Below are 21,389 nucleotides of genomic sequence, written 5' to 3'. Positions count from 1 at the left end.
GCGGGTTCACCCAAATTTCACGGTAAAAATCGATAATTTCATCAACCCGCCCCCACCTAACAAACAATACAAATGTACCCAAATTTGTGACATAAAAAAATGATAAAAAATCCCCGAATTGTAGGGGCGGGTTCACCCAAATTTCACGGTAAAAATCGATAATTTCATCAACCCGCCCCCACCTAACAAACAATACAAATGTACCCAAATTTGTGACATAAAAAAATGATAAAAAATCCCCGAATTGTAGGGGCGGGTTCACCCAAATTTCACGGTAAAAATCGATAATTTCATCAACCCGCCCCCACCTAACAAACAATACAAATGTATCCAAAATTTTAATATTAAATGTTAATTTAACCAACGGCGAAGAGGGCGGGTTTATGAAATTATTTGTGGGTTTCATAGATGTCGGCGAACCCGCCCCTACAGGAATTGGGGATTTAACCTTCTGCTGTCAACATATTAAATTGGTCAGTATCAATGCGATTTGCTTGGTACAAAATGTGAGCTATTTCTGAAAGTGCTAGCACAGAATGTGCGCGATAACCGTTAGCCTGCAATTTATCTTTCACTCCCTGTTCGTGGTCAATCAAAACCACAATATCTTCCACATTCAACCCCGCAGATTTTAACTTCGCCGCACCTTCCATCACGCTTTTACCGCTAATCAAAATATCATCGACTACGACTATCGTTTCTCCAGGCTGAAAATGCCCCTCAATTAACTTACCCGCACCGTAGGTTTTCACTTCCTTGCGCGGGAAAATCATCGGGCGTTCCATGCGCAATGCTAAACCCGTTGCTGTAGGTAAAGAACCGTAGGGAATCCCCGCAATGCGATCGAATTTTAAATCCTTGAGAATGTCTGCGTAGGCGCTGACAATTTGATGGAAAATTTGCGGAATTGAAATGATTTTGCGCAAATCAATGTAATATGGAAATACGGCGCCCGATGCTTGTACGTGGTCGCCAAAAACCACGCAGCCAATATCATAAAGTTGCAAGATTAAATCGCGGTTGGGTTCTGGTTGCAAAAAGCAAACATCCGGTAGCCACAATTCGCAAGTCGGACTTCCTTCGATCGCGCGCAGCCTCTCTTGATTAATATTATCCCGCAATTTCTCAATTTCTCGGCGCGGTTCCTTCCCCGCCAACAAACTCGGGGGCACTGGCAGCAATAAACCCTCACCATTCTTGCTTAAACCGGCCGCCAGCAGTTGCGCGAGGTCGTTTCCTTCTGCGATGTCATTTTCTTCGGCGATGTCTCCTTCGATTAAAATCAGGCGTTCGGGAGCTGCTTTGCGGATGCGCGCTAACAGATCCGGCATTACTCCTACTTCTAAACCCAGTTTTTCGGGAGTTCCCCAAGTCTGAGATACTCGGACTAATTGCAAGTACAAAGGGTTTTCTGCTGTCGGATATTCTTGCAAAGCCGCCGCTGATGGGTTGGCAGTTGCACAGAGGACAAAGACTGTTTTTCCGGGATATAATAAAAATGGCGCTACTTCGTCGAATCCCGCGTAGGGACTTAAGGTGATAGCGTCAAATTGCCAGTCTTGAAATACGGTTTTGGCAAAGACTGCGCTGGTGTTGAAATCGCTGTGTTTGGCATCTAAAATTACTGGTAGGTGCTGGGGAATAATTGTTAATATTTGTTGCAGCAGTTGCCAGCCGGGAATGCCGAGAGATTGATAAAAACCGAGGGTAATTTTGCAGGCGCAGATTAAATCGGCTGTTTGGTCGATCGCACTTTTGAGCCTTGACAACAAATCAGTTACAAAACTTTGAGTTTCCTCGACAGTCATCGAAACCAGTGAGGGTAAGGTTTCCGGGTCTGGATCGAGGGCTAAATAGAGCAGACTTTGATTGATTTCAACAGCCGCTAACAGTTTATCAAAAAAGTTGGTGCGATCGCTCATAGTTGCTTTGTTTGGTAACGAAAAATTACAAATTTGCATCTGAAAGTGGGATTGGTGTTGTGCCGGAATAAACCGCTCCCCGTTGAAGTTTAAATTAAGAATCTTTTATAATTGTAGAAGGTAAAGACCATGAAATCTGTAACTTTAGGAGCGATTTCATTTGGACTGATATTCGGGCTGGCTACAGCAGTGATTGCAGCGAACCCCCAGCAAATCAACCAGTTGCGGCAAACTAACCAATGTCCGGGATGCGATTTGAGAAGCATTCCCCTCCAGCAAGCGAGTTTAGCAAATGCCAATTTGCAAGGGGCGGATTTGAGAGGATCAAATCTCAGAGAAGCTAATTTAGCTGGGGCAAATTTGAGCGGGGCTTCCCTCAGTGGGGCTTCTTTGCGCCAAGCTAATTTAGCAGGTGCTGATTTGAGTGAGGCTAATTTAACCGGAGCCGATTTGACAGGGGCAAATTTGGAAAATGCTAAGCTGAAAGGGGCGACTTGGGTTGACGGTAGTATTAAATAAGCTGTTGTACACTTAAATTTAAGTTTTGGGCAGCGTCGAAGCCTACCGCACAAGAGTTAAAAGAAAATAAGTGTACAATCATATAGAACCAGAAGCTAAAGCAATGTCGGCCTTAGAATGTGGGTCGGAAGTAAATCCACCTAATTAAACGTGAAATACGGATAGCTCTCAAGCTTGCTGTATATGTCTTCTTCCCTCTTCCTCTTCCTTCTTCCTTCTTCCTTCTTCCTTCTTCCTTCTTCCTTCCATCCGTTACATCCGTTACTTGCATCCGTTGCCGAACTTCCTTCTACTTAATGATAAATTCGATCGACTTTTCGACTTGGGACGAATTGCTACAACGCTACGTTGACGCTGGGGGCCGCGTCAATTACCGCCGCTGGAAAGCTGAAGGGGCGGAGGTTTTGAGCAATTGGCTGGGAACTTTAGCGGATGTAGATTTAGCTGCTGTTACCGATGCGGATGCGCGGCTGGCGCTGTGGCTGAATGCGTACAATGCGATCGCAATTTCCCAAGTAATAGAAGTATACCCGATCGCCTCCATCCGTCCCAAAATTTTGGGAATCCCCAACTGGCTGGCTTTTTTGGATTTCTTCACCCGTTCCAACTCGATTGTTGGCGGCAAAAAGTACAGTCTCAATCAAATCGAACACGCAATTTTGCGGCCGGAATTTGCCGAACCCCGCATTCATTTTGCCTTAGTTTGCGCTTCCGTCGGGTGCCCGCTGCTGCGCCGAGGTGCTTATTTCCCCGAGTCTGTGCGGACTCAACTGGAGATTGATGCAAGTAGTTTTATCAAGAATCCCGATAAAGTGCGGTACGATGCTGGGAAAAAGACGCTTTATTTGAGCAAGATTTTTGAGTGGTACGGCGAGGATTTTGTCAAGGCGGCGGGTTCGGTGGCTGCGTATGTGGGCGGTTATTTGGGGCCGGAGGTGGGAGTAAGCGATGAATGGGCGATCGTTTTTTTGCCTTACGATTGGAATTTAAATCAAGTTGATAGTTGAGATTTTTGTTGATTTCTAGGTATTTTTTGAGAATTTATATATTAGAGTCAGATGCACAATCTAAAACTATAGCAGTTATAGAGCAATACGGTTGACTTAGGGGTTTTTGACGAATTTAATCTCACGATTTTATAGGCAATACAGGCATTGTTTGCAAGCCAGATTGTTCTTAAGTCAACCGTATTGAGTTATAGAGAAAAATGTGCGGACGCTTGGGGTTTTGGGTAATTAGTAATTGGCAATTGGGCAAAAAAGTAATCAGTAATCATAAAAAACTTGCAGTTCAAAATCTGGTGCATTCCCAATTCCCATCCCCCATTCCCATCCCCCATGCCCCATGCCCCATGCCCCATGCCCCATGCCCAATTCCCAATATATAGGCAATTCAAGTCTACTGTCTTCAAACACTCCTGTGCAACTTAAGCAGGTGTCCCAACATCCACCGACAATCGACCGACAAGTCACATTATTATAACAATCACAGTTAAAACACTCTGGAATATTCAAAATGATTTCAGATAAATTTCGGCGCGAATTGCGCGCAGAAGCTAAAGTCTGGGAAGCAGAAGGACTCATCGACTCTTCCCTCTACCAACAACTTGCACAACGCTATCAATTCCACACTCTGGAAACCGCTTCCCGCAACCGCTTCCTCAGCATTCTGATGAGTCTCGGCGGGATTCTCCTCGGTATAGGAGTCATCACATTTGTAGCAGCAAACTGGCAAGTTTGGTCGCGCGAAGTCAGAGTCGCAATGCTGCTGAGCGTTTTCGTCGCAGTCAATGCAGCGGGTTTCTATTTGTGGCGAATTCCACCATCCCAAAATAGAAGCTCAAATCAAAGTATTTTACCTCTCACAAAAGGGCGAAACCAACTTCTCGGCCAAGGATTGTTGCTGTTAGGTGCTCTGATTTTAGGAGCAAATATGGCGCTGATGGCGCAAATGTTCCACATCGGCGGTTCTTCCTACGGACTTTTCCTAGTTTGGGGAATCGGCGTGCTAGGAATGGCCTACAGTTTGCGGTTGACTTCTTTGGGCGTTTTGTCGGCACTTTTAATCGGTTTCGGCTATTGGCTGGCGGTGTTAGATTGGTCTTCTAAAGTCGAGTTTTCTTGGCTGCAAGTTTTGGTGTGGCAAATGCCAATTGCTGCGAGTTTGATGTTTGTGCCGTTGGCTTATTGGTGTCGATCGCGTGTTATTTTTGCTATAGGTGCGATCGTCCTAATTTTCTCATTACAAGTTTCAATCGCCCAAGCAGCAGATGGCGGCTGGGGTGCAGCAATATTTTGTGGTTTAGCGCCCGCTTTGCTGTGGGGATACGACGATACCATGTGGCCGACAGTACACAGCAGGCTGTTTCAACCTACCGCCCGCAGTTTAGCACTGCTGTTTCTCGCCGGTCTGTTTTACATTCTTTCTTTCCACTGGTTTTGGCAAGATTCGCCGAATCCTGCGCCAATTGGGCTGGATTGGAGTTTTTTGGCAAATGTCGCGGTTTTGGGTGTTTTAGCGGTGTTTGAGTGGCTGCATTTGGGACGTTTGGAGTTGGGCCTCCGCACTCAAAAAGGAGTAAATTTGACCGCAGGTGCGATCGCACTTTTCATTATCGCCAGCGCTTTCATACCGTTTTTTCACCTCACTTTTACTCCGATTCCTCAATTAGCAACTTTTCTGTTTAATGTCTTATCATTTCTGCTCGCAGTCGGCTTAATCCGAGAAGGTTTAGCTTTAGGAAACCGTCAGAGTTTTTGGGGAGGAATGGTATTGATAACTTTGCAAATTATCAGTCGAGTCTTTGAATACAACACAGAATTGTTGCTAAAATCATTTGTATTTGTATTGTGCGGAATTGGCGTAATTGCCGCTGGTTTGTGGTTCGAGCGGCACTTCGCCAAAATTAACGATGATTAGGAGTTAGATAGTTGTTTTACTGGAATCCGATCCCCCCTTACCCCCCTTAAGAAGGGGGGAACTTGAGTACACTCTTCCAATTTTTGCGCTTCATACCCGCAAGCCTTCCTTAATAATGGGGGAATTGAATGCACTATTCCTCGCTATTTTAGCTCGCTATTTTGGGCGGAGGCGATTTCCAATTCTTCCTGAATAATGGCGGACTATAATACACTCTTGTCCCCCCCTTCTTAAGGGGGGTTAGGGGGGATCTCAACTCAGCTATCAACCATAGTTTATGTGCCTTCTATTCTATAAATTAAACGAATTACCAATTCCCAATTACCCATTCCCAATTACTAATATGAACGAGAACTCAGAAACAACCGACACTTTAATTCAGCCCCCATCCTTCACCCTTCCCCCCGCTGCAAAATGCCTTCCCCCGTGGCGGCTGTGGTTTCCATTGATTCTACAAATTGGACTGATTGCCGCAGTTCCCGCCCCAGCAGTTTACACTTTTGTGACAGGCAAAACAGTTGTCCTGCAAACTGCACCAGTAGATCCTTACGATTTTTTGCGCGGATATTACCAAGTTTTGAGTTATGATATTTCCGATCGCACAAATCTCGAAAAGCTCCCCGGCTGGCAAGATTTACCAGGAGACCAAGCACCTTGTCCGTCCGGAACTGTTTGCGCACCAAAAACGCACAATGTCAAGCCACAAACCAGTTTTTATGTAATCTTAGAATCTCCCAAAAACCCCCAGCATCCAGGCCGCCCCCAAGCTTGGAAACCCGTGCGCGTAAGTCGGAAAAATCCAGCCAATTTGCCTGCCAGTCAAATCGCAATTAAAGGCAAATATAACGGTTCGCGGATGGAATACGGCTTGGAAACTTATTATATGCCAGAGAACGAAAGGGAAAAAGTCAATAACGAGATTAGCGAAGCTCAAAGAAAACAGCGGCAGTCTTTTGTCGTGGAAGTAAAGGTTGACAAAACTGGCCATGCTGTGCCTGTGAGTTTGTGGGTGCGCGATCGCAATTATCGATTTTAGCCGGTTTAGCGGCAAGCTGGTGAAGTGCAGCTTCACCGCCTCAAAGCTCAAATCCAGTAAAATCAAGGTGTTGCGGGTATCGCACAGCAGTGCGTCGGCCGCGGGGATATCGGTAAAGGTCGATCGAATTTGAATGCAATTGCCGACAACTCAATAGAATCTATTAAGATATATAGACTTGCGCAAATCTTGCGAATTCAAGGGTGCAAGTTCAGACTCTACTGGAGCTTCTCATGTTAGCCGAGCTAATCTCTTCCAGACGAATACTCAAAGCCCAACTCCTCGAATTTTTAGGACTTCCCGACAATTGCCAAGACCAAACAGATCGCATCGTCAGCACAATTGTATCAGTGCTGGAAGTAAATGCAGCCGAACAAGAAAGATTTTGGGAGACCTTCAAAAGTGAATTAGCCGTCGATCCGGTAGAATTAGAAGCAATGCTCAAGTGTTCGGCAGCAGAACGCCAGCAGTGGATCGAACAAGGCAAGCTCCCCATCTTAGAATACCGCTCTTTCCGCAAATCTGGAATTCACTTAGAATATCCCGTTCACGACAGAAGATTCATCTTAAGTCTCACGCCAACCGACATTGATAACTGGCGCAAAGAACCCAAAGGACTAATTAAAAATCATCGCCCAAAAGCCGACCCAATCAATACAGAAAACTCCGAACAAAACGAACAATCGCGATTAGCTTTTAGTGCCGCGTGGGAAAAAATCATTGCCGACTGGAAAGAACAAGGTTCGGCGGAAATCTCAGCAACTTTCCAGTTAGCTTACTGGACAGTTTGGGCGTCGCGGTGGGCAAAAGAACATCAGCTAAACAACTTTAAAGCAATTAATTCTAATAATTCTAACGAAATTTACGAAACTCAGCAGCAAGAATGGTACGAGCGCAAAAATCAAGCAGTCAAATTACTGATTGAAATGCCCTACGCTATGCTTTACTTTTACCGTCCTCCCGATGCTGACAAATTATATCTCGAACTGTGCGACGACCACCAGGACATGATGAAAGATGACTACTATTGGGACAAGTGGGATTTTTTCTATCAGAACCGGAAACTGGTAAACAAGTGCCGCGAATGCGTCTACTGCGAAACCAAAGATTATTATTCGCTTTACTACCTCGAAATCAAGAGCGACAAGTTTCCCGATTTTAGTTTTTCTTTCCACACGCCGTACACGATAGGCAGAAAATTCTTGCCGCATCCTGAAACGCTTCCTGCTGTAGACCACGTAGAGCAAGACGGCATTTTTCGCTTTGGCCGCCCGCTGCTGGAACAGGAGAAAGTTATTCACACAGAAAAGGATGTATTGCTCAAGTTTGAGGCGGCTTTGGCTGAAGCGAAAAAGTTTGTTTAGTCATGGGGAGGGGGCATGGGGCATGGGGCATGGGGCATGGGGCATTAGAGTATAGTAGGATGCGCGCGCCGAGTTGAGAAACCGGGTTTCTGCCGAGATTTATAATTACTCAACCCAAAAATCGTAGAAACCCGGTTTCTTGGCCACCCGCGCCGAGTTGAGAAACCGGGTTTCTTCCGAGATTTATCGTTACTCAACCAAAAAATCGTAGAAACCCGGTTTCTTAGCCACCCGCGCTGAGTTGAGAAACCGGGTTTCTGCCGAGATTTATCGTTACTCAACCAAAAAATCGTAGAAACCCGGTTTCTTAGCCACTCACTCACTAATGACTAATGACTAATGACTAATGACTAATGACCAATGACTACTGACTACTGACTACCTATTTTTGAACTTGAATAACTTGAATGCTTCCGCCAGCAAAAAGTTTCGATTGTTGACTTCCTGCGAAATTGTAGGGTTGAAATCCCACCTCTGCCAACAAACTCCCCAAATCAGTTTCGATCAACTCCCAAGCAGTTTCAGTCTCAAACAACCACAAAAATACAGCCAACCCCGGCCAAAATACCGGATTTGTGGGTCGATGAAAATCTACCAAAGTGAATACACCACCGGGCTTGAGTACGCGGTATACTTCTTGAAAAATTTGCCTCAACTGTAGGGGCTGCATTTCGTGCATCGCAACGCTGCTGTGCACCAAATCAAAATCACAGTCGCCAAAAGGCATCGACTCGGCAAAAGCTTCTACATATTTGGCAGACGGCACATTTTTTCTTGCCCGTTGCAGAGATAATGGCGAAGCGTCGAGTCCTGTGACATCCTGGGAATATTGCACCAGAAATTGCGTAGTTTGACCGCTGCCACAACAAAGGTCTAAAACTTGAGTTTCCGCGCTGACGCTCAAATTTTGCAACGCTAGCTGCCGAAAACGATCCTCGCCACCTACGCTTAAAGCAGCCAGACGCGCGATCGCATCGTAGAGCCACTGATACCGATAACTTAAATCTCTAAAAATTGTTGCCACAGTCAAAATTATGTATAGCTTGCTATCGACTTAAGATATTATGAAGCTATATTATTAAAATAAGTAACAGAACTGAGACGATGGGAGAGCTGTAACCGCTATGGGTCGTGTGGGAGTATTGCTATTAAACTTGGGCGGGCCCGATCAAATCGAGGATGTCCGTCCTTTCCTGTTCAACTTGTTTGCTGACCCGGAAATCATTCGGATTCCGTTTCCGTGGATGCAGAAACCGCTCGCCTGGTTGATTTCGACTCTGCGTTTTGAGAAATCTCAGGAAAACTACCGCCAAATCGGGGGCGGCTCTCCTTTGCGGCGGATTACCGAAGAACAAGCCTTGGCGCTGCAAGAACTCTTGCAGTCTAAGGGACAAGATGCCAGAGTATACGTGGGGATGCGTTACTGGCATCCTTTTACTGAAGAGGCGATCGCCAAAATAAAGCGCGATCGCATCGAACAATTGGCAATCTTGCCATTGTATCCTCAATTTTCGATCAGCACCAGCGGTTCTAGCTTCCGACAGCTAGAAGAAATGTGGAACCAAGATCCCGATCTCAACCAGATAGAATATACCGCGATTCCTTCTTGGTATCACCGACCAGGCTACATTCAGGCAATGTCGGAATTGATCGCCCAAGAATTAGATCACAGTCCAAATCCCGATCGAGTTCACATCTTTTTCAGCGCCCACGGCGTCCCCCTCAGCTACGTAGAAGAGGCGGGAGACCCCTATCAGCGGGAGATTCAAGATTGTACTCGTCTGATTGTGGAGCATTTGAATCGATCGAACGAACATACACTAGCTTACCAAAGTCGGGTTGGCCCGGTGGAATGGCTCAAGCCTTACACCGAAGAGGCGATTACCGAATTGGCAGAAAGTGGAGTCCAAGATTTGTTGGTAGTTCCAATTAGTTTTGTTTCCGAGCACATCGAAACTCTGCAAGAAATTGACATGGAGTATCGAGAATTAGCAGAAGAGTCGGGGATTGAAAATTTCTATCGAGTCCCTGCATTGAATACTCATCCGGTATTTATTGAAGCCTTGGCAGATTTAGTCATCGAATCGATAGAATCTCCCAGCGTTAAATTCTCCGATGTGATACGCCCTTCCAAGAAAGTTAAAATGTACCCTCAAGAGCAATGGGAGTGGGGTTTGACGACGGGGGCGGAAGTCTGGAACGGTCGTGTAGCAATGATTGGTTTTATAGCATTAGTGATCGAGTTAATTACGGGTCATGGCCCGCTACACTCGATCGGCTTGCTTTAAATAATAATCGGTTGTGCGATCGATCTTTAGGTACAGATTGAGCCTGCAATCTCAAGCAACAGCAGACCAACAATCTCAATACAAAACCCGCCCCGCGCATCTAAAAACCGCAAGAGGGCGGTTTTTGTATCGAGACTAAATTCATTCCTGGACGCAACTGTCACATTAAATAACAGGTACGTTATTGGGCTTGAGCGCTCTTTCCTATATATAAAAGAAAGAGCGCTCAAGCGCAACAACGTACCTAAAAATTAATCAGGATCGCGCTTGTGGCGGCGGGGATTTCCCCTGTCGCCCGGTATTTCCTGACTTTTGTACCAGCGGTACCACTCCTTAGAACTGCGAATTGCCAGCCACAGCAGCAGCATAGCAATTAAACCTCCCTGCCGCGGCGCATCAAAGGCAAACAAAACCAACGAAATGCAGAGAACATCTTGGAGGAAAATCACCCAAATCGGCAAACTCCTCAATCGGTAAAGCCATCCTGCTTGTACCAGTTGCAGCACTAAAGCCAACAAACCTCCGACAACACCAATAATCCACACCATCCAAGGGTGAGCAGTAATTTCGTCGATCGAACTTACCTGAGCGATCGCAATTCCCATAATTGCTCCTACAATGGGACTGAAAATAACTTGCACAACTTGCAGCACCCGCTGTCCCACAAAAGTTTTAGAAGCAAATAACTCTAATAGCGACCAACTCACCAAGATGGATATCACCACTTGGGGGTGAACCCCAGACAATAAAGGTATTTCCGACCAAAGTTTGTCAATTCGTAACAAACCAATCAACAGCAGGGGCAGGGCAATTCTCATACCCCCCGCCGCAGACGCAGAGAGCGCGGCTAGGAGTCCAACCATAATAATTCAGTTCATAACGTTTGCTCAAGCTTCGATCCGATCGATTTCATAATTGGATTCCCCTGGTGGCTGGCGGTGATTTGAGCGATCGAACTCAAATAGCGACTTGAGCTTGAATATCACCCTCTATTTTAACTGTATCTGCTGAATCGCTGCTTGGGACTGCCAGATTGTCGATCGACAAAAACTAGAAGGCGCTTGTGCAGAAGCCACTTATGCAGAATTAAACCGCGATCGTGATTAAATGAGAAAGTATCGAAAAACCAGCAGTTAAGCCCAAATAATTAAATTTAAAATACCAGCTAACCCAGAGCTTTCCGGCACATTATTCTCCTATCTCCCCTCGAACCTCGAACCTCGAACCTCAACATCCATCCGTTAAATCCGTTACATCCGTTATAAAATCCGTTGCCGAACTTCCTTCATCTTATGTCTGAATCATTATTTACCGATGCCAGCCGCAGACTAGAACGAGCTTTAAAATATGTATCCCTTTCCGAGGATACGATCGAGCGGCTCAAATATCCCAAATCCAGTTTAATAGTATCAATTCCCGTGCGGATGGATGACGGTGCGCTGCGAATTTTCCAAGGTTATCGAGTGCGCTACGACGATACCAGAGGCCCATCTAAAGGAGGAGTGCGCTACCACCCAAAAGTATCTCTCGATGAAGTGCAATCCTTAGCATTTTGGATGACGTTTAAATGTGCAGTTCTCAACATACCCTTTGGAGGTGCTAAGGGCGGAATCACTGTCAATCCCAAAGAATTGTCCAAACTCGAATTGGAACGGTTGAGCCGAGGTTACGTAGATGCGATCGCAGATTTCATCGGCCCCGATGTCGATATTCCCGCACCGGATGTCTACACCAATCCGATGATTATGGGTTGGATGATGGATCAGTACAATATTATCAAACGGCAGCTCAGTCCGGCGGTGGTGACAGGTAAACCAGTCACAATCGGCGGCAGTTTGGGCAGAGATACGGCAACAGCCACCGGTGCTTTTTTTGTGATTGAAAATCTGCTACCCAAATATAAGCGAATTCCTGGCGAGACAACTGTAGCCGTCCAGGGTTTCGGCAATGCCGGTGCAGAATTAGCAGAATTGCTCTGGAAAGCAGGTTACAAAGTTGTAGCTGTCAGCGATTCCCAAGGGGGAATTTATGCCAAACAAGGGCTGGATATTCCCAGCATCCGCCGCTTCAAAGAAGCTAACAAAGGTATCAAAGCTATTTACTGCGAAGGTTCTGTTTGCAATATTGTCGAACACGAAATCTTGACAAACGAGCAACTTTTAGCATTAGATGTAGACCTGCTGGTTCCAGCAGCTTTGGAGAATCAAATTACTGAAGAAAATGTCAACGATGTCAAAGCAAAGTTGATATTTGAAGTTGCTAACGGGCCGATTAGTTCGGCTGCTGATTTAATTTTGGAAGCGCGGGGAATTCAGGTAATCCCTGATATTCTAGTCAATGCCGGTGGCGTAACGGTTAGTTATTTTGAGTGGGTGCAAAATCGCAGCGGGCTTTATTGGACGCTGGAGGAAGTCAACCAGCGCTTGCAGCACAAAATGGTCGAAGAAACTGAGGCAATTTGGAAAATATCTGAGGAATTGTCAGTTTGCATGAGAACTGCTGCTTACGTGTACGGTTTGCGCCGACTCGGAGAAGCGATGAATGCGAAAGGAACGCGAGATTATTACCTAAACGGTTGACAGAAGTGCGAGCTTTCGTCTGGAAATAAGAGACAGAAGAATCAAGGAGGGAGTAAGCCTAGATTTGGTATGAAATTCTCACTAATATCATGTCCGGTCGATTACTATAACAATGACAGTTCGTAGTGCGGACTTCAGTCCGCAGCATTATGCGGACTGAAGTCCGCACTACGAACCTTACTTATTGCGGTCAATCAACCGGACATGATATAAAAACCGAAGAGAGAGGACTGATTCAAGCATTCTCCATCTCAACTTTTCGCCGCAACTCTCGAATCGCCACGCTTGTATTGCGATCGCGCGACATCTGGTAGCACTCCAGGACAAGTTCTGATATATTAAAATTAGGGAAAAAACGGCTGACAGAGGTTTCCACATAGCCCTCGCCTTCCAAACAATAAATCCTCAACCGATTCTGCTTGAATAACCACACTTCTGGTACTCGGTAAGGCAAATAATCATCCACATCCGTGTAGCTAGTGACATCAACTTCGATCGCCAAATCCGGCGGTGGTTCCACACCCCAAGCAATTCTGTCTTTACCTGCGATCGCCGCCCAATTATCGATATAAAAACAATAATCCGGTTCAATCCCCCTTACCTCCGGCAAATCCATCGTAATCGGTGTAAACGCTTCATACTCTAACCCCAAATAATCTAGCAAAACCATTGCCACCATAGCAATAATATGAGCTTGTCGTCCGTGTACGGGTAAAGGGGACATTAACAAAATCTCTCCTGGCCGATACTTGATGCGCGGAATCTGACGGTCTCCTAATTGTTGCACAAGAGCCTGATAATCCTGCCAAGTACCAGGCAATTTAATCACTGTTCCTGGGGGTAAATGAATTTTTTCTGGCGTGACGACTGCAAACATAAAATTTCTACCTCTAAAAAGCTCTTTATTTATTAATCCATCTGCTTCACTACCTCCAAGGCTAAGCCTAGCACCTCTGCAATTTGCTCATCGCTCAAGCCAAGCTGCCGTAACTTACCCACCGCTTCAATCTTAACTTGATTATTGTTGCCCTGAGATTCAGGATTCAGAGGCTGACTTTTATCGGTGGCAGTAGTGGGTACTTCTGAGCAAGCATTGATATAGTTAATTGTGTTGCTATTACCAAAAATATTAGTGCGATCGACCAAATTGATATTCAGGTTTAATTGCCGTTCTAAAACAGATTCCAGATTACCTTTATCAATTGGTTCATCAAAAACATCAGATAACAATTGCAAAAGCTTGTAACCTACATCCTTAGCATGACCCGCCGTACAACCGTAAGTACCTGCAATATCAGAATACTTTTGTCGGTTCAGTATTCCCTCGATAATTTTACGCTGCAAGTCATTGAGATGTTTGCCTGTTTTCACGTGGAGCGCTTCATCTACAAATTCCAAGATATCGGCAGTGTTCATCAGTAGGGGTGTCAGAGAACTAGAGTTAGTATACCAGACTTTTTCCGTCTTTATCCGTCTTTTTCCGCCTTGAACCCCTAGTTGAGAAATACCCGTCTTTTTCCGTCTTTTTTCCCTTTTCAGTTTTGGGCGATCGGTCTATGATACGGAAGAAGATAAAAAGCAGCTTCGCTAGAGCAAGTGGCTGCGAACTTAATTCCGGTCCTCAACCGAGAGCGATCGGGATTGACTGTTTTGTGACTTGCGATCGCACTCTAAATTATATTGTAAGTTTTGGGCGATCGCCTGTATTGGTGAACAAAATTTCATCTACCAGTTTTAAGACTTCTGCGATGTTCACAGATCGGTCAGATAGGCAGGCTTTTCTGATATTACCCGATCTTTGCGACATTAGAGCAAATCTTTCTGGAAAAGTTCAGACTCAATTCGACTGACAGGGCGATCGGGCTTGGGTTTTGATTGGGAACGTATTGTTTGACACTTAGATTGTTAAAGATGAATCCGTAAAAGGAGATAAGTATGAAAAAATTGATTGTGGCCATGATTTCTGGAGTTGGAATTTTTGCTTCTACAATACCAGGGGTAGCTCAGAATCCACCACCTCCAAACATCCCATCTGGTATCTATGCGAGTCAAGGTCACAACTATTACTGGAATAACACCGAGAAAACTTCGTGTCACATTGTCGGTCCTCCCCAGTTGAGGCTATTCGTTAATAGAGGTATGCCGAGTAGAGGAAATGCACCTTTTACCCCCTATAATTTTCGAGGTGGTTGTCTATGGCCTCAAGGGCTTTATGTGCCACCAAACAACCAAGGCAAAGTGATGTACATCAACTCCCGTCAAGAGATTTGCCACGTAGGACCGTCATTGTTCGGATTGTTACGCCAGCAATTTGGAGCGCCGCTGGAAGGTCTTTCTCTAGAAGTTATCTCTCAAGGTTTGACAAATATTGGTACTTGCCCCAATCCTGGATAAAATATTGGGTATTATGGCCTCCATCACCTTACAAAGATGCCGGGCAATCCCCATTCTATTAGCAAGGTGATCGCACTTCGTCACCTATTTATCTCCTTACCAGACCACAGGAGATGAGGGGGTAGATACGATCACCCCTTACTTTTTTTCTCGATCGGCGATCGTACTCTTTGTGCGGATGCGATCGCTCTTGACTTTTTTTATCGATCGGCGCTCGCCCCTCTCTTTTTTACAGATCGACATCGACCCTGATTAGAAGCGGATAATCTCGATCAGGCATCGCGATCTCTGAAAACAAACATCAAATTCTCGAAAGAAGTTTGTTTGCCCAAGAATTAAGGGTACTTGAGAGGATTCTGCCCAGGCAAATGCTAGACGAACTGGTTCCAGATTCCCAATTTGAACTTGCACAAATACACCCCGCGCCTCAACCATTGCAAGATTTCCAGCCAATGGCAAGCGGACAGTTTGTTCCTCCCAAATTGCACCCAATTGCAGCCCTATGTCATAAAGTAATAGGTTGACCGCAGACCCACTATCTAGCAGTGCATTCGCGGAGACAGAAAAGCTTGCATGACGAGCGAGTGATGGGGATCGTGGGTAATGCTTCATCGTCAGAAAAGGGAAACTCGATTGTACTAGGCATGAGTATATGGCTCTCGGTCATCCTGAATCATCTGCATCAGAATGTTTGCAGCTTCCGTTGCCTCGTAGGGCGACCAAACCGGATACTCTGATGCAGAAAAGATAACTTGTAGTTCAGCCTTTGGGATTTGCACGGCTAGGAGTTTAAAAAGTGATAATTTGTCTGACTGGCTCAGATTGTTCACCAAAGGAATTAACTCAGCGAGAGACATTGTTTAAACTCCCAGATATACGAGGATACATTTATCATAAACGATTGAGCCTCTAGGAGAGTAGCAATGTACAAAGACCTAATTTGCGATCGCCCCTCTCTTTTTTTATCGATCGGCGATCGCCCCTCTCTTTTTACCGATCGACATCGATATTAGAAGCGGATAATCTCGATCGTGCATCGCGATCGCCCTTCGATTCCCGATCGTGCAACCCGATCTTCGTTTAAAGGTAAACCGATCTGAGGCTGACAGTCTGTGAACGTCAATGAATCAGGGTCGAGGAAGTCGGCTAGTGCCATGCCATCTCCAGTACCATTTCGATGGAATAGTCAATCTGTTTGGCATAATTCAAATAAGCATCGCGAATGCGCTCCGGTAACACTGCCAACAACATCAATGCGGCATCATGGCTGAGATGATTTCTATCAGTTTGGGGGAGAGTTTGCATGGCTACAACCTTTAGTTTCTACTAGGATATCTCGCATTGTATCGGGGCTGTGTCGCATGAATCAGAATGCTTTCTAGCTCATCTCCCAATTTTAGAACATCAACCATTGAGAGCGGTGCGAACGCGATCGCAACATCTCGATGGTTATAATCATCCAACCATGACCAGGTGCAGGCTTTGTGTCCACCTCTAAATCGCTCTCGGAGTTTTTTTGCTTTGCCAATATAAAGTAGCCCATACTCCCGATGCTTGACGGCATACAGTCCAGGTGACAGTGGGAGATATCGAAATTCACGGGTGATTAATGCACAGGACTCAAACGGCACAGATAATAGCGTTTGCAACAATCTTTTGGCTTGCTCCTCAACTTCATTCAAAATCAGCCCTCACGCTCTTCAACCGCTCGAAAATGTTCCATTTTAAGACTTACGTACTCATTCAATAAGCGATCGCCCCTTACTTTTTTTATCGATCGGCGATCGCTCTTTGTCGTAGATGAGTTATGCTACCAGATGGTTTGACACGAGCCTCAAAAATTTCCTATTTACCTGGACCCAATGAATCAAGGATACACGGAAATCTTAAACAACCCTTTAATTCGTATAGAATTAAAGCAAGCTTGGGAAGATTCTCAACCTGGAGTAACTGGCGGACACGAAGAAGGCGGTTTCATTTTGAAAGATTCAGCAGGAAATCTCAGTGTTGTGCGATGGTCAGTCGGCAATCAGAATAGCATCATTGTGCCTGCTCATCCAAAGTGTAAAATTGGGGAAGGCGCTATTGTTGCGTCGTTTCACACTCATCCCAATACTGGAGGCGATTATTTGCAAGAACCTAGTGACACAGATAAGCGTGCTGTTAGAGACGATCCTGATTTAAAGGGAGCCTCTTACGTAGGTGAGTTTGTGATTTCGCAAGCAAAAATCTATCTAATTGCACAGAATGGACAAGTAAGTGAGATTTCGGATACATCTATCCTTCTAGGTTGAAAAGTGGAGGCTAATTATGACTGGAACATTAAGTTCAGATGTGCTTCAAGATGATATTGCCGTTGCAATTGCTCGTGCGATCGCTGCTGCTAATAAACGTGCCCGTGAATTGAATATTGATGTAATGCAAAGCATCATCAGCCTGACGCAGCATCCTCAAAATGATAGCTGGGTATGGCGAGTGAACTATGGGGCAAGAGATTATATTGGGCGGCGAGGTGGGGATTTAATTATTGAAGTTAATCCAGAGGATATTAGCATCGAGAGAGTGCTTTGGGGGCAATAGGTACAGCGCGATCGCACTTTTATATACCAATAATCTAATTTTAAACAGAATTGCGATCGCCCTTCTTCCACTTCTTCAACAACTCCGGCGTCACCAACCCTTGCGGAAAAAAAATCGTCCCCACAACAATCAGCAACCCAAAAATAATTAAGCGTCCATCCCGCAGAAATTGCGCCAACCAAACCGGCAATCCCTGAATAGTCGCCATCCCCCTCAAAACCTCCGGCAAAGCAGTAAAAACCATCCCGCCCAAAACCGACCCGACAAAGGTTCTGCTACCACCAATTAACACAGAAGTCAAGTAAATAATACTAGCATCAAAAGTTCCTTGACGGGCGTTCCAAGTATTGAGGAAATGCGCGCTAACCGCACCGACAACGCCTGCTAAAATAGCACCCAACGTAAAAGCCAGAACCTTATAAAAAGTCGGGTTAATGCCGATCGCATCTGCGGCCAACTCATCAGCCCGAATCGCCGCAAAAGCCCGCCCCACCCGGATGCGTTCCAGCCGGTACATAATCGCCATGCTGACCAGCAGCAAAGGCAGTACAATCCACAAATACTCGATCGGCGTTCCAAACGGTTGCGGAATCCCAAAAATCCCCACAGCCCCGCCAGTGATGTCCAGATTCAGCGATAATACGCGGAGAATCTCCACAAAAGCAATAGTTGCGATCGCCAAATAAATCCCCCGCAACCGCAGCGCCGGAACTCCCACCAAAATACCCAGCAACCCCGAAACAGCCCCTGCAATTACCATCTCCACTAACAGCAGTGGCAGCGGAAACAAGCCTCCCGTCGTTTGAAACACCGTCGCAGACAAAATCGCCGCAATATACCCACCCAAAGCATAAAAACCCGGGCTAGCGAGAGACAATTGTCCCGTCATCAAAGGCAAATATAGCGACAATCCCAACATTGCACCCAACAACATCGAGACAATCAAAAAACCGTAAGTAGTAAAAAATGCAGTCATATGATTTTAGATTTTAAACCTATAAAAATTATGATTTAATTAAACCACTTTTTGCTTCTCTTTTCTTTCTCTTTCTCTGAGTCCTCTGCGTCCTCTGCGGTTCACAAAAAAGCCTCCTCAACAAGCACATAAAAGCCTAAATAATAATCGTAAAAATCTTACACCTTTTCAATCAAACGCCGCCCAAACAAACCCTGCGGCCTAATCAACAACATCACAAACAATATCGCAAAAGCCACAGCATCCTTATAAGCAGAAAAATCTCCCGGCACAAAAGCCTCCACCAAACCAATGATAAACCCACCAAAAACAGCCCCCGGAATACTCCCCAACCCACCCAGCACAATCACCGCCAAACCCTTCAAACCAAAAGCAATCCCGAAATAAGGTCCAGCAATACTCACACTAGAACCCACCAAACTCCCCGCCAAACCCGCCAGAAAACTGCTCACAAAAAACGTCAAAACAATATACCTGTCAGTATCAATCCCCAACAAACTAGAAGTAGTAGCATCTTCAGCCACCGCCTGCATTGCTTTACCAAATTTTGTGAAATTTATCAAGTAAGTTAGCAGGCTAACAATCGCCACAGCCACCAAAAAAATCACTATTTGCACAGTGCGAATCGGAATCTGTCGATCCGCCGTACCAAAGTTAATAGCTGCTGGCAAATTACCGTAAGTATTAGCTGGAAAAGTGTAAATTTCCGCCCCGACGAGATATTGAATGATATTTGCGATCGCCACCGCAGCCCCCAAACTAGAAACCACCGTCAGCAGAGGATCTGAGTTTCTGCGGCGCAAAGGCAAAAAAGCAACTCTTTCAACAATAACTCCCACCAAACCAGCCAGCGTACTACCCAAGATTAGCGCCACAGCAAAAGGCAATTGCACGGGAATTCTAGCATTAGCCAACAACCCATTAAAACCGAAAGCACCGCCCATCAGCGCATAGGTGAAATAAGCACCCAAAGTAAACACCGCACCGTGAGCAAAATTAATAATTCCGAGAATAGAAAACACCAGCGTGTATCCCAGCGCAAAAATAGCATACACGCTGCCGATCGACAAACCATTCAGAAATTGTTGCAGAAACAGAGTTAAGTCCATCGCCAGTCACGAATTAGGCATCAAAATTAAATCATTCACCGATCGACAAACTAACAATTCTCCTTCTTCTTAACATCCATTACATCCATTACATCCGTTACATCCGTGGAGCGAATCCGCTGCCGAACTTCCTAACATCCGTTAAATCCGCTACTTGCATCCGTTGCCGAACTTCCTTTATTTCAAAAATTCAAACTTCCCATTAACTCCATCCGCCTCCATTTTGATTTGTGCCACATAAAAGTCTTTTTGATTTATTTCACCTTCCGGCGTAAAAGAAATTTCCCCCAAAGGCGTCTCGTACTTGCCAGTCAACAACTGCTCATTAAGCTTTGTACGCAATTCTGGTAAAGGCTTTTCACTAACCTTCGACTTAGCATTAATTGCCTTTAATGACTCCACAAAAACTTGTACGCCCGTAAAAGCTTGAGCGCTAAACTGAGGTGGTTCCTTCTTAAATTGAGCGCGATAAGCATCGCGGAAAGCCTTATTAACTTCATTCTGATATTCCGGGCTGTATGCTTGAGCAATCAAAACCCCATCGCAAAGAGCCTTGCAAACAGTAAATACATTGGAAGTATTCAAACCGTTGCCGCCAATGATAACGCCTTTGTAGCCCAACTCTCGCAATTGCTTAATTAAATTGCCTCCATCTGCGGCCAACCCGGAAATAATTATCAAATCGGGCTTGACATTAATCGCATTAGTGGCTTGAGATTGGAAATCTGTATCAGTAGTCAAGAATTTTTGGACTGTTGCCAATTCCAGCCCCATCTCTTTAACCGTTTTCTGGAAAGTTTCAGTCTCCGATTTGCTGAAAGCATCATTCTGAGCAAAAAACACGGCCACTTTCTTAATATTGGGATTTTCCTTGAGGGCCGCTTTAACTGCATTAGGTGCTACCACGGCGACAGGCGCGGAGACTCTGGCTACATAATCGCCAATCTGGGGAATGCCTTTAGCGGTGTTGGAGGGTGCGAGTACGGGAACTTTGGCGCGATCGGCGATCGGATCGGCACCAAAAGCCTGCTGCGATAGAGTTGGGCCCACAATACCCACAACCTTATCCTGATTGATCAGAGTATTGAACGCATTGATCGCCCCTTGTTCATCTCCACCCGTATCTTGGAACACCAGTCTAATCGCCGTCCCATCTACGCCACCCTTATCGTTGAAATACTTCTCAGCAATTTTCGCCCCAGCCACCTGTTCCTGGCCGAGTAAAGCCACATTGCTAGTTTGCGCCACCCCAACCCCAACCGCAATAGCGGTAGAGTTCCCCGCAGCCGAAGCTTGGGGCGTAGCTGTGGGAGTTGGTGAAGTACCTGGAGATACTGTATTAGTACCAGTTTGGGGAGTGTTGGTCTGACTGCAAGCCATCAGCAGTGAGGCGCAGGTAACGAACAAGGCACTAGGACGAGCAGTAGGTTTTTTCATGAGCGGGCGATCGAACACATATATATAGAACATCTGTCTGTAGAGATATTCTACCTATTAGCGGAAGAGTCCCCCGAAAAAACCTTACCATTACCGATCAAAACAGGTGACATCCGGAAAAGCAGAGTGGGCGATCGTCCATCTAAGCATCGATTAACAGACAAAACCCTTACGGTGTATAGGTTTGAAAAAAATCAAAAATATTTTCGCAAAACGCTTGACAACCCCTTGCGAAATAAGTATATTAATAAAGCGCCAGAGAGAGA

Annotated in this window: 23 protein-coding genes; 10 read left to right on the top strand and 13 right to left on the bottom strand. The window is 45.5% G+C overall.

From position 1 onward, the window contains the following. Positions 1-443: 443 nt before the first annotated feature. Complete coding sequence (locus tag QUB64_RS31985) at positions 444-1,922, bottom strand: bifunctional orotidine-5'-phosphate decarboxylase/orotate phosphoribosyltransferase (protein WP_333274552.1); 1,479 nt, start codon at positions 1,920-1,922, stop codon at positions 444-446. A 129-nt stretch (positions 1,923-2,051) separates the two neighbouring features. On the opposite strand from QUB64_RS31985, the gene QUB64_RS31980 reads away from it, so the two are divergent. Beyond that, entirely contained in the window at positions 2,052-2,441 is a 390-nt protein-coding gene (locus QUB64_RS31980) for a pentapeptide repeat-containing protein (protein WP_333274481.1), read from the top strand. A gap of 296 nt (positions 2,442-2,737) precedes the next feature. Next, positions 2,738-3,448 carry a DUF547 domain-containing protein gene (locus tag QUB64_RS31975; RefSeq protein WP_333274483.1) on the top strand — a complete coding sequence of 237 codons (711 nt, stop codon included), beginning with the start codon at positions 2,738-2,740 and terminating at the stop codon, positions 3,446-3,448. 258 nt (positions 3,449-3,706) lie between these two features. Here the strand turns inward: QUB64_RS31975 and QUB64_RS31970 are convergent, their stop codons facing one another. Then, entirely contained in the window at positions 3,707-3,856 is a 150-nt protein-coding gene (locus QUB64_RS31970; protein WP_333274487.1) for a hypothetical protein, read from the bottom strand. A gap of 100 nt (positions 3,857-3,956) precedes the next feature. Between QUB64_RS31970 and QUB64_RS31965 the strand changes: the two genes are divergently transcribed. From QUB64_RS31965 to QUB64_RS31955, 3 genes are all read left to right on the top strand, one after another. Next, the gene (locus QUB64_RS31965) at positions 3,957-5,360 is read left to right on the top strand and encodes a DUF2157 domain-containing protein (RefSeq protein ID WP_333274490.1); all 1,404 of its coding nucleotides are present in this window, start codon (positions 3,957-3,959) and stop codon (positions 5,358-5,360) included. Between the two features lie 343 nt (positions 5,361-5,703). Beyond that, positions 5,704-6,396 carry a GDYXXLXY domain-containing protein gene (locus tag QUB64_RS31960; RefSeq protein WP_333274492.1) on the top strand — a complete coding sequence of 231 codons (693 nt, stop codon included), beginning with the start codon at positions 5,704-5,706 and terminating at the stop codon, positions 6,394-6,396. Positions 6,397-6,629: 233 nt separating this feature from the next. Next, a complete protein-coding gene (locus QUB64_RS31955; protein ID WP_333274493.1) occupies positions 6,630-7,760 on the top strand; it encodes a hypothetical protein in 1,131 nt (376 codons plus the stop codon). Positions 7,761-8,142: 382 nt separating this feature from the next. Here the strand turns inward: QUB64_RS31955 and QUB64_RS31950 are convergent, their stop codons facing one another. Further along, positions 8,143-8,784 (bottom strand): class I SAM-dependent methyltransferase, encoded by a 642-nt coding sequence (locus QUB64_RS31950; RefSeq protein WP_333274495.1) that lies wholly within the window; start codon positions 8,782-8,784, stop codon positions 8,143-8,145. Between the two features lie 100 nt (positions 8,785-8,884). Here QUB64_RS31950 and hemH point away from each other — a divergent pair, with 100 nt between their 5' ends. Continuing rightward, the gene (gene hemH / locus QUB64_RS31945) at positions 8,885-10,048 is read left to right on the top strand and encodes a ferrochelatase (protein ID WP_333274499.1); all 1,164 of its coding nucleotides are present in this window, start codon (positions 8,885-8,887) and stop codon (positions 10,046-10,048) included. A gap of 251 nt (positions 10,049-10,299) precedes the next feature. On the opposite strand, the gene QUB64_RS31940 is transcribed toward hemH, so the two are convergent. Further along, complete coding sequence (locus QUB64_RS31940) at positions 10,300-10,911, bottom strand: DUF4126 domain-containing protein (RefSeq protein ID WP_333274502.1); 612 nt, start codon at positions 10,909-10,911, stop codon at positions 10,300-10,302. A gap of 429 nt (positions 10,912-11,340) precedes the next feature. Between QUB64_RS31940 and QUB64_RS31935 the strand changes: the two genes are divergently transcribed. Beyond that, on the top strand, positions 11,341-12,627 hold the full coding sequence (locus tag QUB64_RS31935) for a Glu/Leu/Phe/Val family dehydrogenase (protein ID WP_333274505.1): 1,287 nt from the start codon (positions 11,341-11,343) through the stop codon (positions 12,625-12,627). Positions 12,628-12,862: 235 nt separating this feature from the next. Here the strand turns inward: QUB64_RS31935 and QUB64_RS31930 are convergent, their stop codons facing one another. Next, on the bottom strand, positions 12,863-13,504 hold the full coding sequence (locus QUB64_RS31930; RefSeq protein ID WP_333274508.1) for a Uma2 family endonuclease: 642 nt from the start codon (positions 13,502-13,504) through the stop codon (positions 12,863-12,865). Positions 13,505-13,536: 32 nt separating this feature from the next. After that, the gene (locus QUB64_RS31925; protein WP_333274511.1) at positions 13,537-14,043 is read right to left on the bottom strand and encodes a hypothetical protein; all 507 of its coding nucleotides are present in this window, start codon (positions 14,041-14,043) and stop codon (positions 13,537-13,539) included. 519 nt (positions 14,044-14,562) lie between these two features. Between QUB64_RS31925 and QUB64_RS31920 the strand changes: the two genes are divergently transcribed. Further along, entirely contained in the window at positions 14,563-15,021 is a 459-nt protein-coding gene (locus QUB64_RS31920; RefSeq protein WP_333274515.1) for a hypothetical protein, read from the top strand. A gap of 638 nt (positions 15,022-15,659) precedes the next feature. Here QUB64_RS31920 and QUB64_RS31915 read toward each other — a convergent pair. The 4 genes from QUB64_RS31915 to QUB64_RS31900 form a co-directional block, all read right to left on the bottom strand. Continuing rightward, positions 15,660-15,878 carry a hypothetical protein gene (locus QUB64_RS31915; RefSeq protein WP_333274518.1) on the bottom strand — a complete coding sequence of 73 codons (219 nt, stop codon included), beginning with the start codon at positions 15,876-15,878 and terminating at the stop codon, positions 15,660-15,662. A gap of 152 nt (positions 15,879-16,030) precedes the next feature. Then, positions 16,031-16,177 (bottom strand): hypothetical protein, encoded by a 147-nt coding sequence (locus QUB64_RS31910; RefSeq protein ID WP_333274521.1) that lies wholly within the window; start codon positions 16,175-16,177, stop codon positions 16,031-16,033. Next, on the bottom strand, positions 16,168-16,326 hold the full coding sequence (locus tag QUB64_RS31905; RefSeq protein WP_333274524.1) for a hypothetical protein: 159 nt from the start codon (positions 16,324-16,326) through the stop codon (positions 16,168-16,170). The genes QUB64_RS31910 and QUB64_RS31905 overlap by 10 nt, the downstream gene beginning before the upstream one ends. 11 nt (positions 16,327-16,337) lie before the next feature. After that, positions 16,338-16,652: a GIY-YIG nuclease family protein gene (locus QUB64_RS31900; RefSeq protein WP_333325890.1), complete on the bottom strand. Its 315-nt coding sequence runs from the start codon at positions 16,650-16,652 to the stop codon at positions 16,338-16,340. A 231-nt stretch (positions 16,653-16,883) separates the two neighbouring features. Here QUB64_RS31900 and QUB64_RS31895 point away from each other — a divergent pair, with 231 nt between their 5' ends. Together QUB64_RS31895 and QUB64_RS31890 are read left to right on the top strand one after the other, a co-directional pair. Continuing rightward, positions 16,884-17,315, top strand: coding sequence for a DUF4329 domain-containing protein (locus tag QUB64_RS31895; RefSeq protein WP_333274530.1), 432 nt, complete (start codon positions 16,884-16,886; stop codon positions 17,313-17,315). Positions 17,316-17,331: 16 nt separating this feature from the next. Then, positions 17,332-17,601, top strand: coding sequence for a hypothetical protein (locus tag QUB64_RS31890; protein WP_333274533.1), 270 nt, complete (start codon positions 17,332-17,334; stop codon positions 17,599-17,601). 40 nt (positions 17,602-17,641) lie between these two features. Here the strand turns inward: QUB64_RS31890 and QUB64_RS31885 are convergent, their stop codons facing one another. From QUB64_RS31885 to QUB64_RS31875, 3 genes are all read right to left on the bottom strand, one after another. Beyond that, on the bottom strand, positions 17,642-18,577 hold the full coding sequence (locus QUB64_RS31885; RefSeq protein ID WP_333274537.1) for a branched-chain amino acid ABC transporter permease: 936 nt from the start codon (positions 18,575-18,577) through the stop codon (positions 17,642-17,644). A 158-nt stretch (positions 18,578-18,735) separates the two neighbouring features. Continuing rightward, positions 18,736-19,686 (bottom strand): branched-chain amino acid ABC transporter permease, encoded by a 951-nt coding sequence (locus QUB64_RS31880; protein ID WP_333274540.1) that lies wholly within the window; start codon positions 19,684-19,686, stop codon positions 18,736-18,738. 177 nt (positions 19,687-19,863) lie between these two features. After that, positions 19,864-21,123: an ABC transporter substrate-binding protein gene (locus QUB64_RS31875; protein WP_333274543.1), complete on the bottom strand. Its 1,260-nt coding sequence runs from the start codon at positions 21,121-21,123 to the stop codon at positions 19,864-19,866. Positions 21,124-21,389: the final 266 nt, after the last annotated feature.

The sequence above is a fragment of the Microcoleus sp. Aus8_D2 genome, from assembly GCF_036702665.1.
In the GTDB taxonomy this organism is placed as follows: Bacteria; Cyanobacteriota; Cyanobacteriia; order Cyanobacteriales; family Microcoleaceae; genus Microcoleus.
Note: the sequence above shows the minus strand (reverse complement) of the source record. Positions and strands in the feature narration are given on the sequence as shown.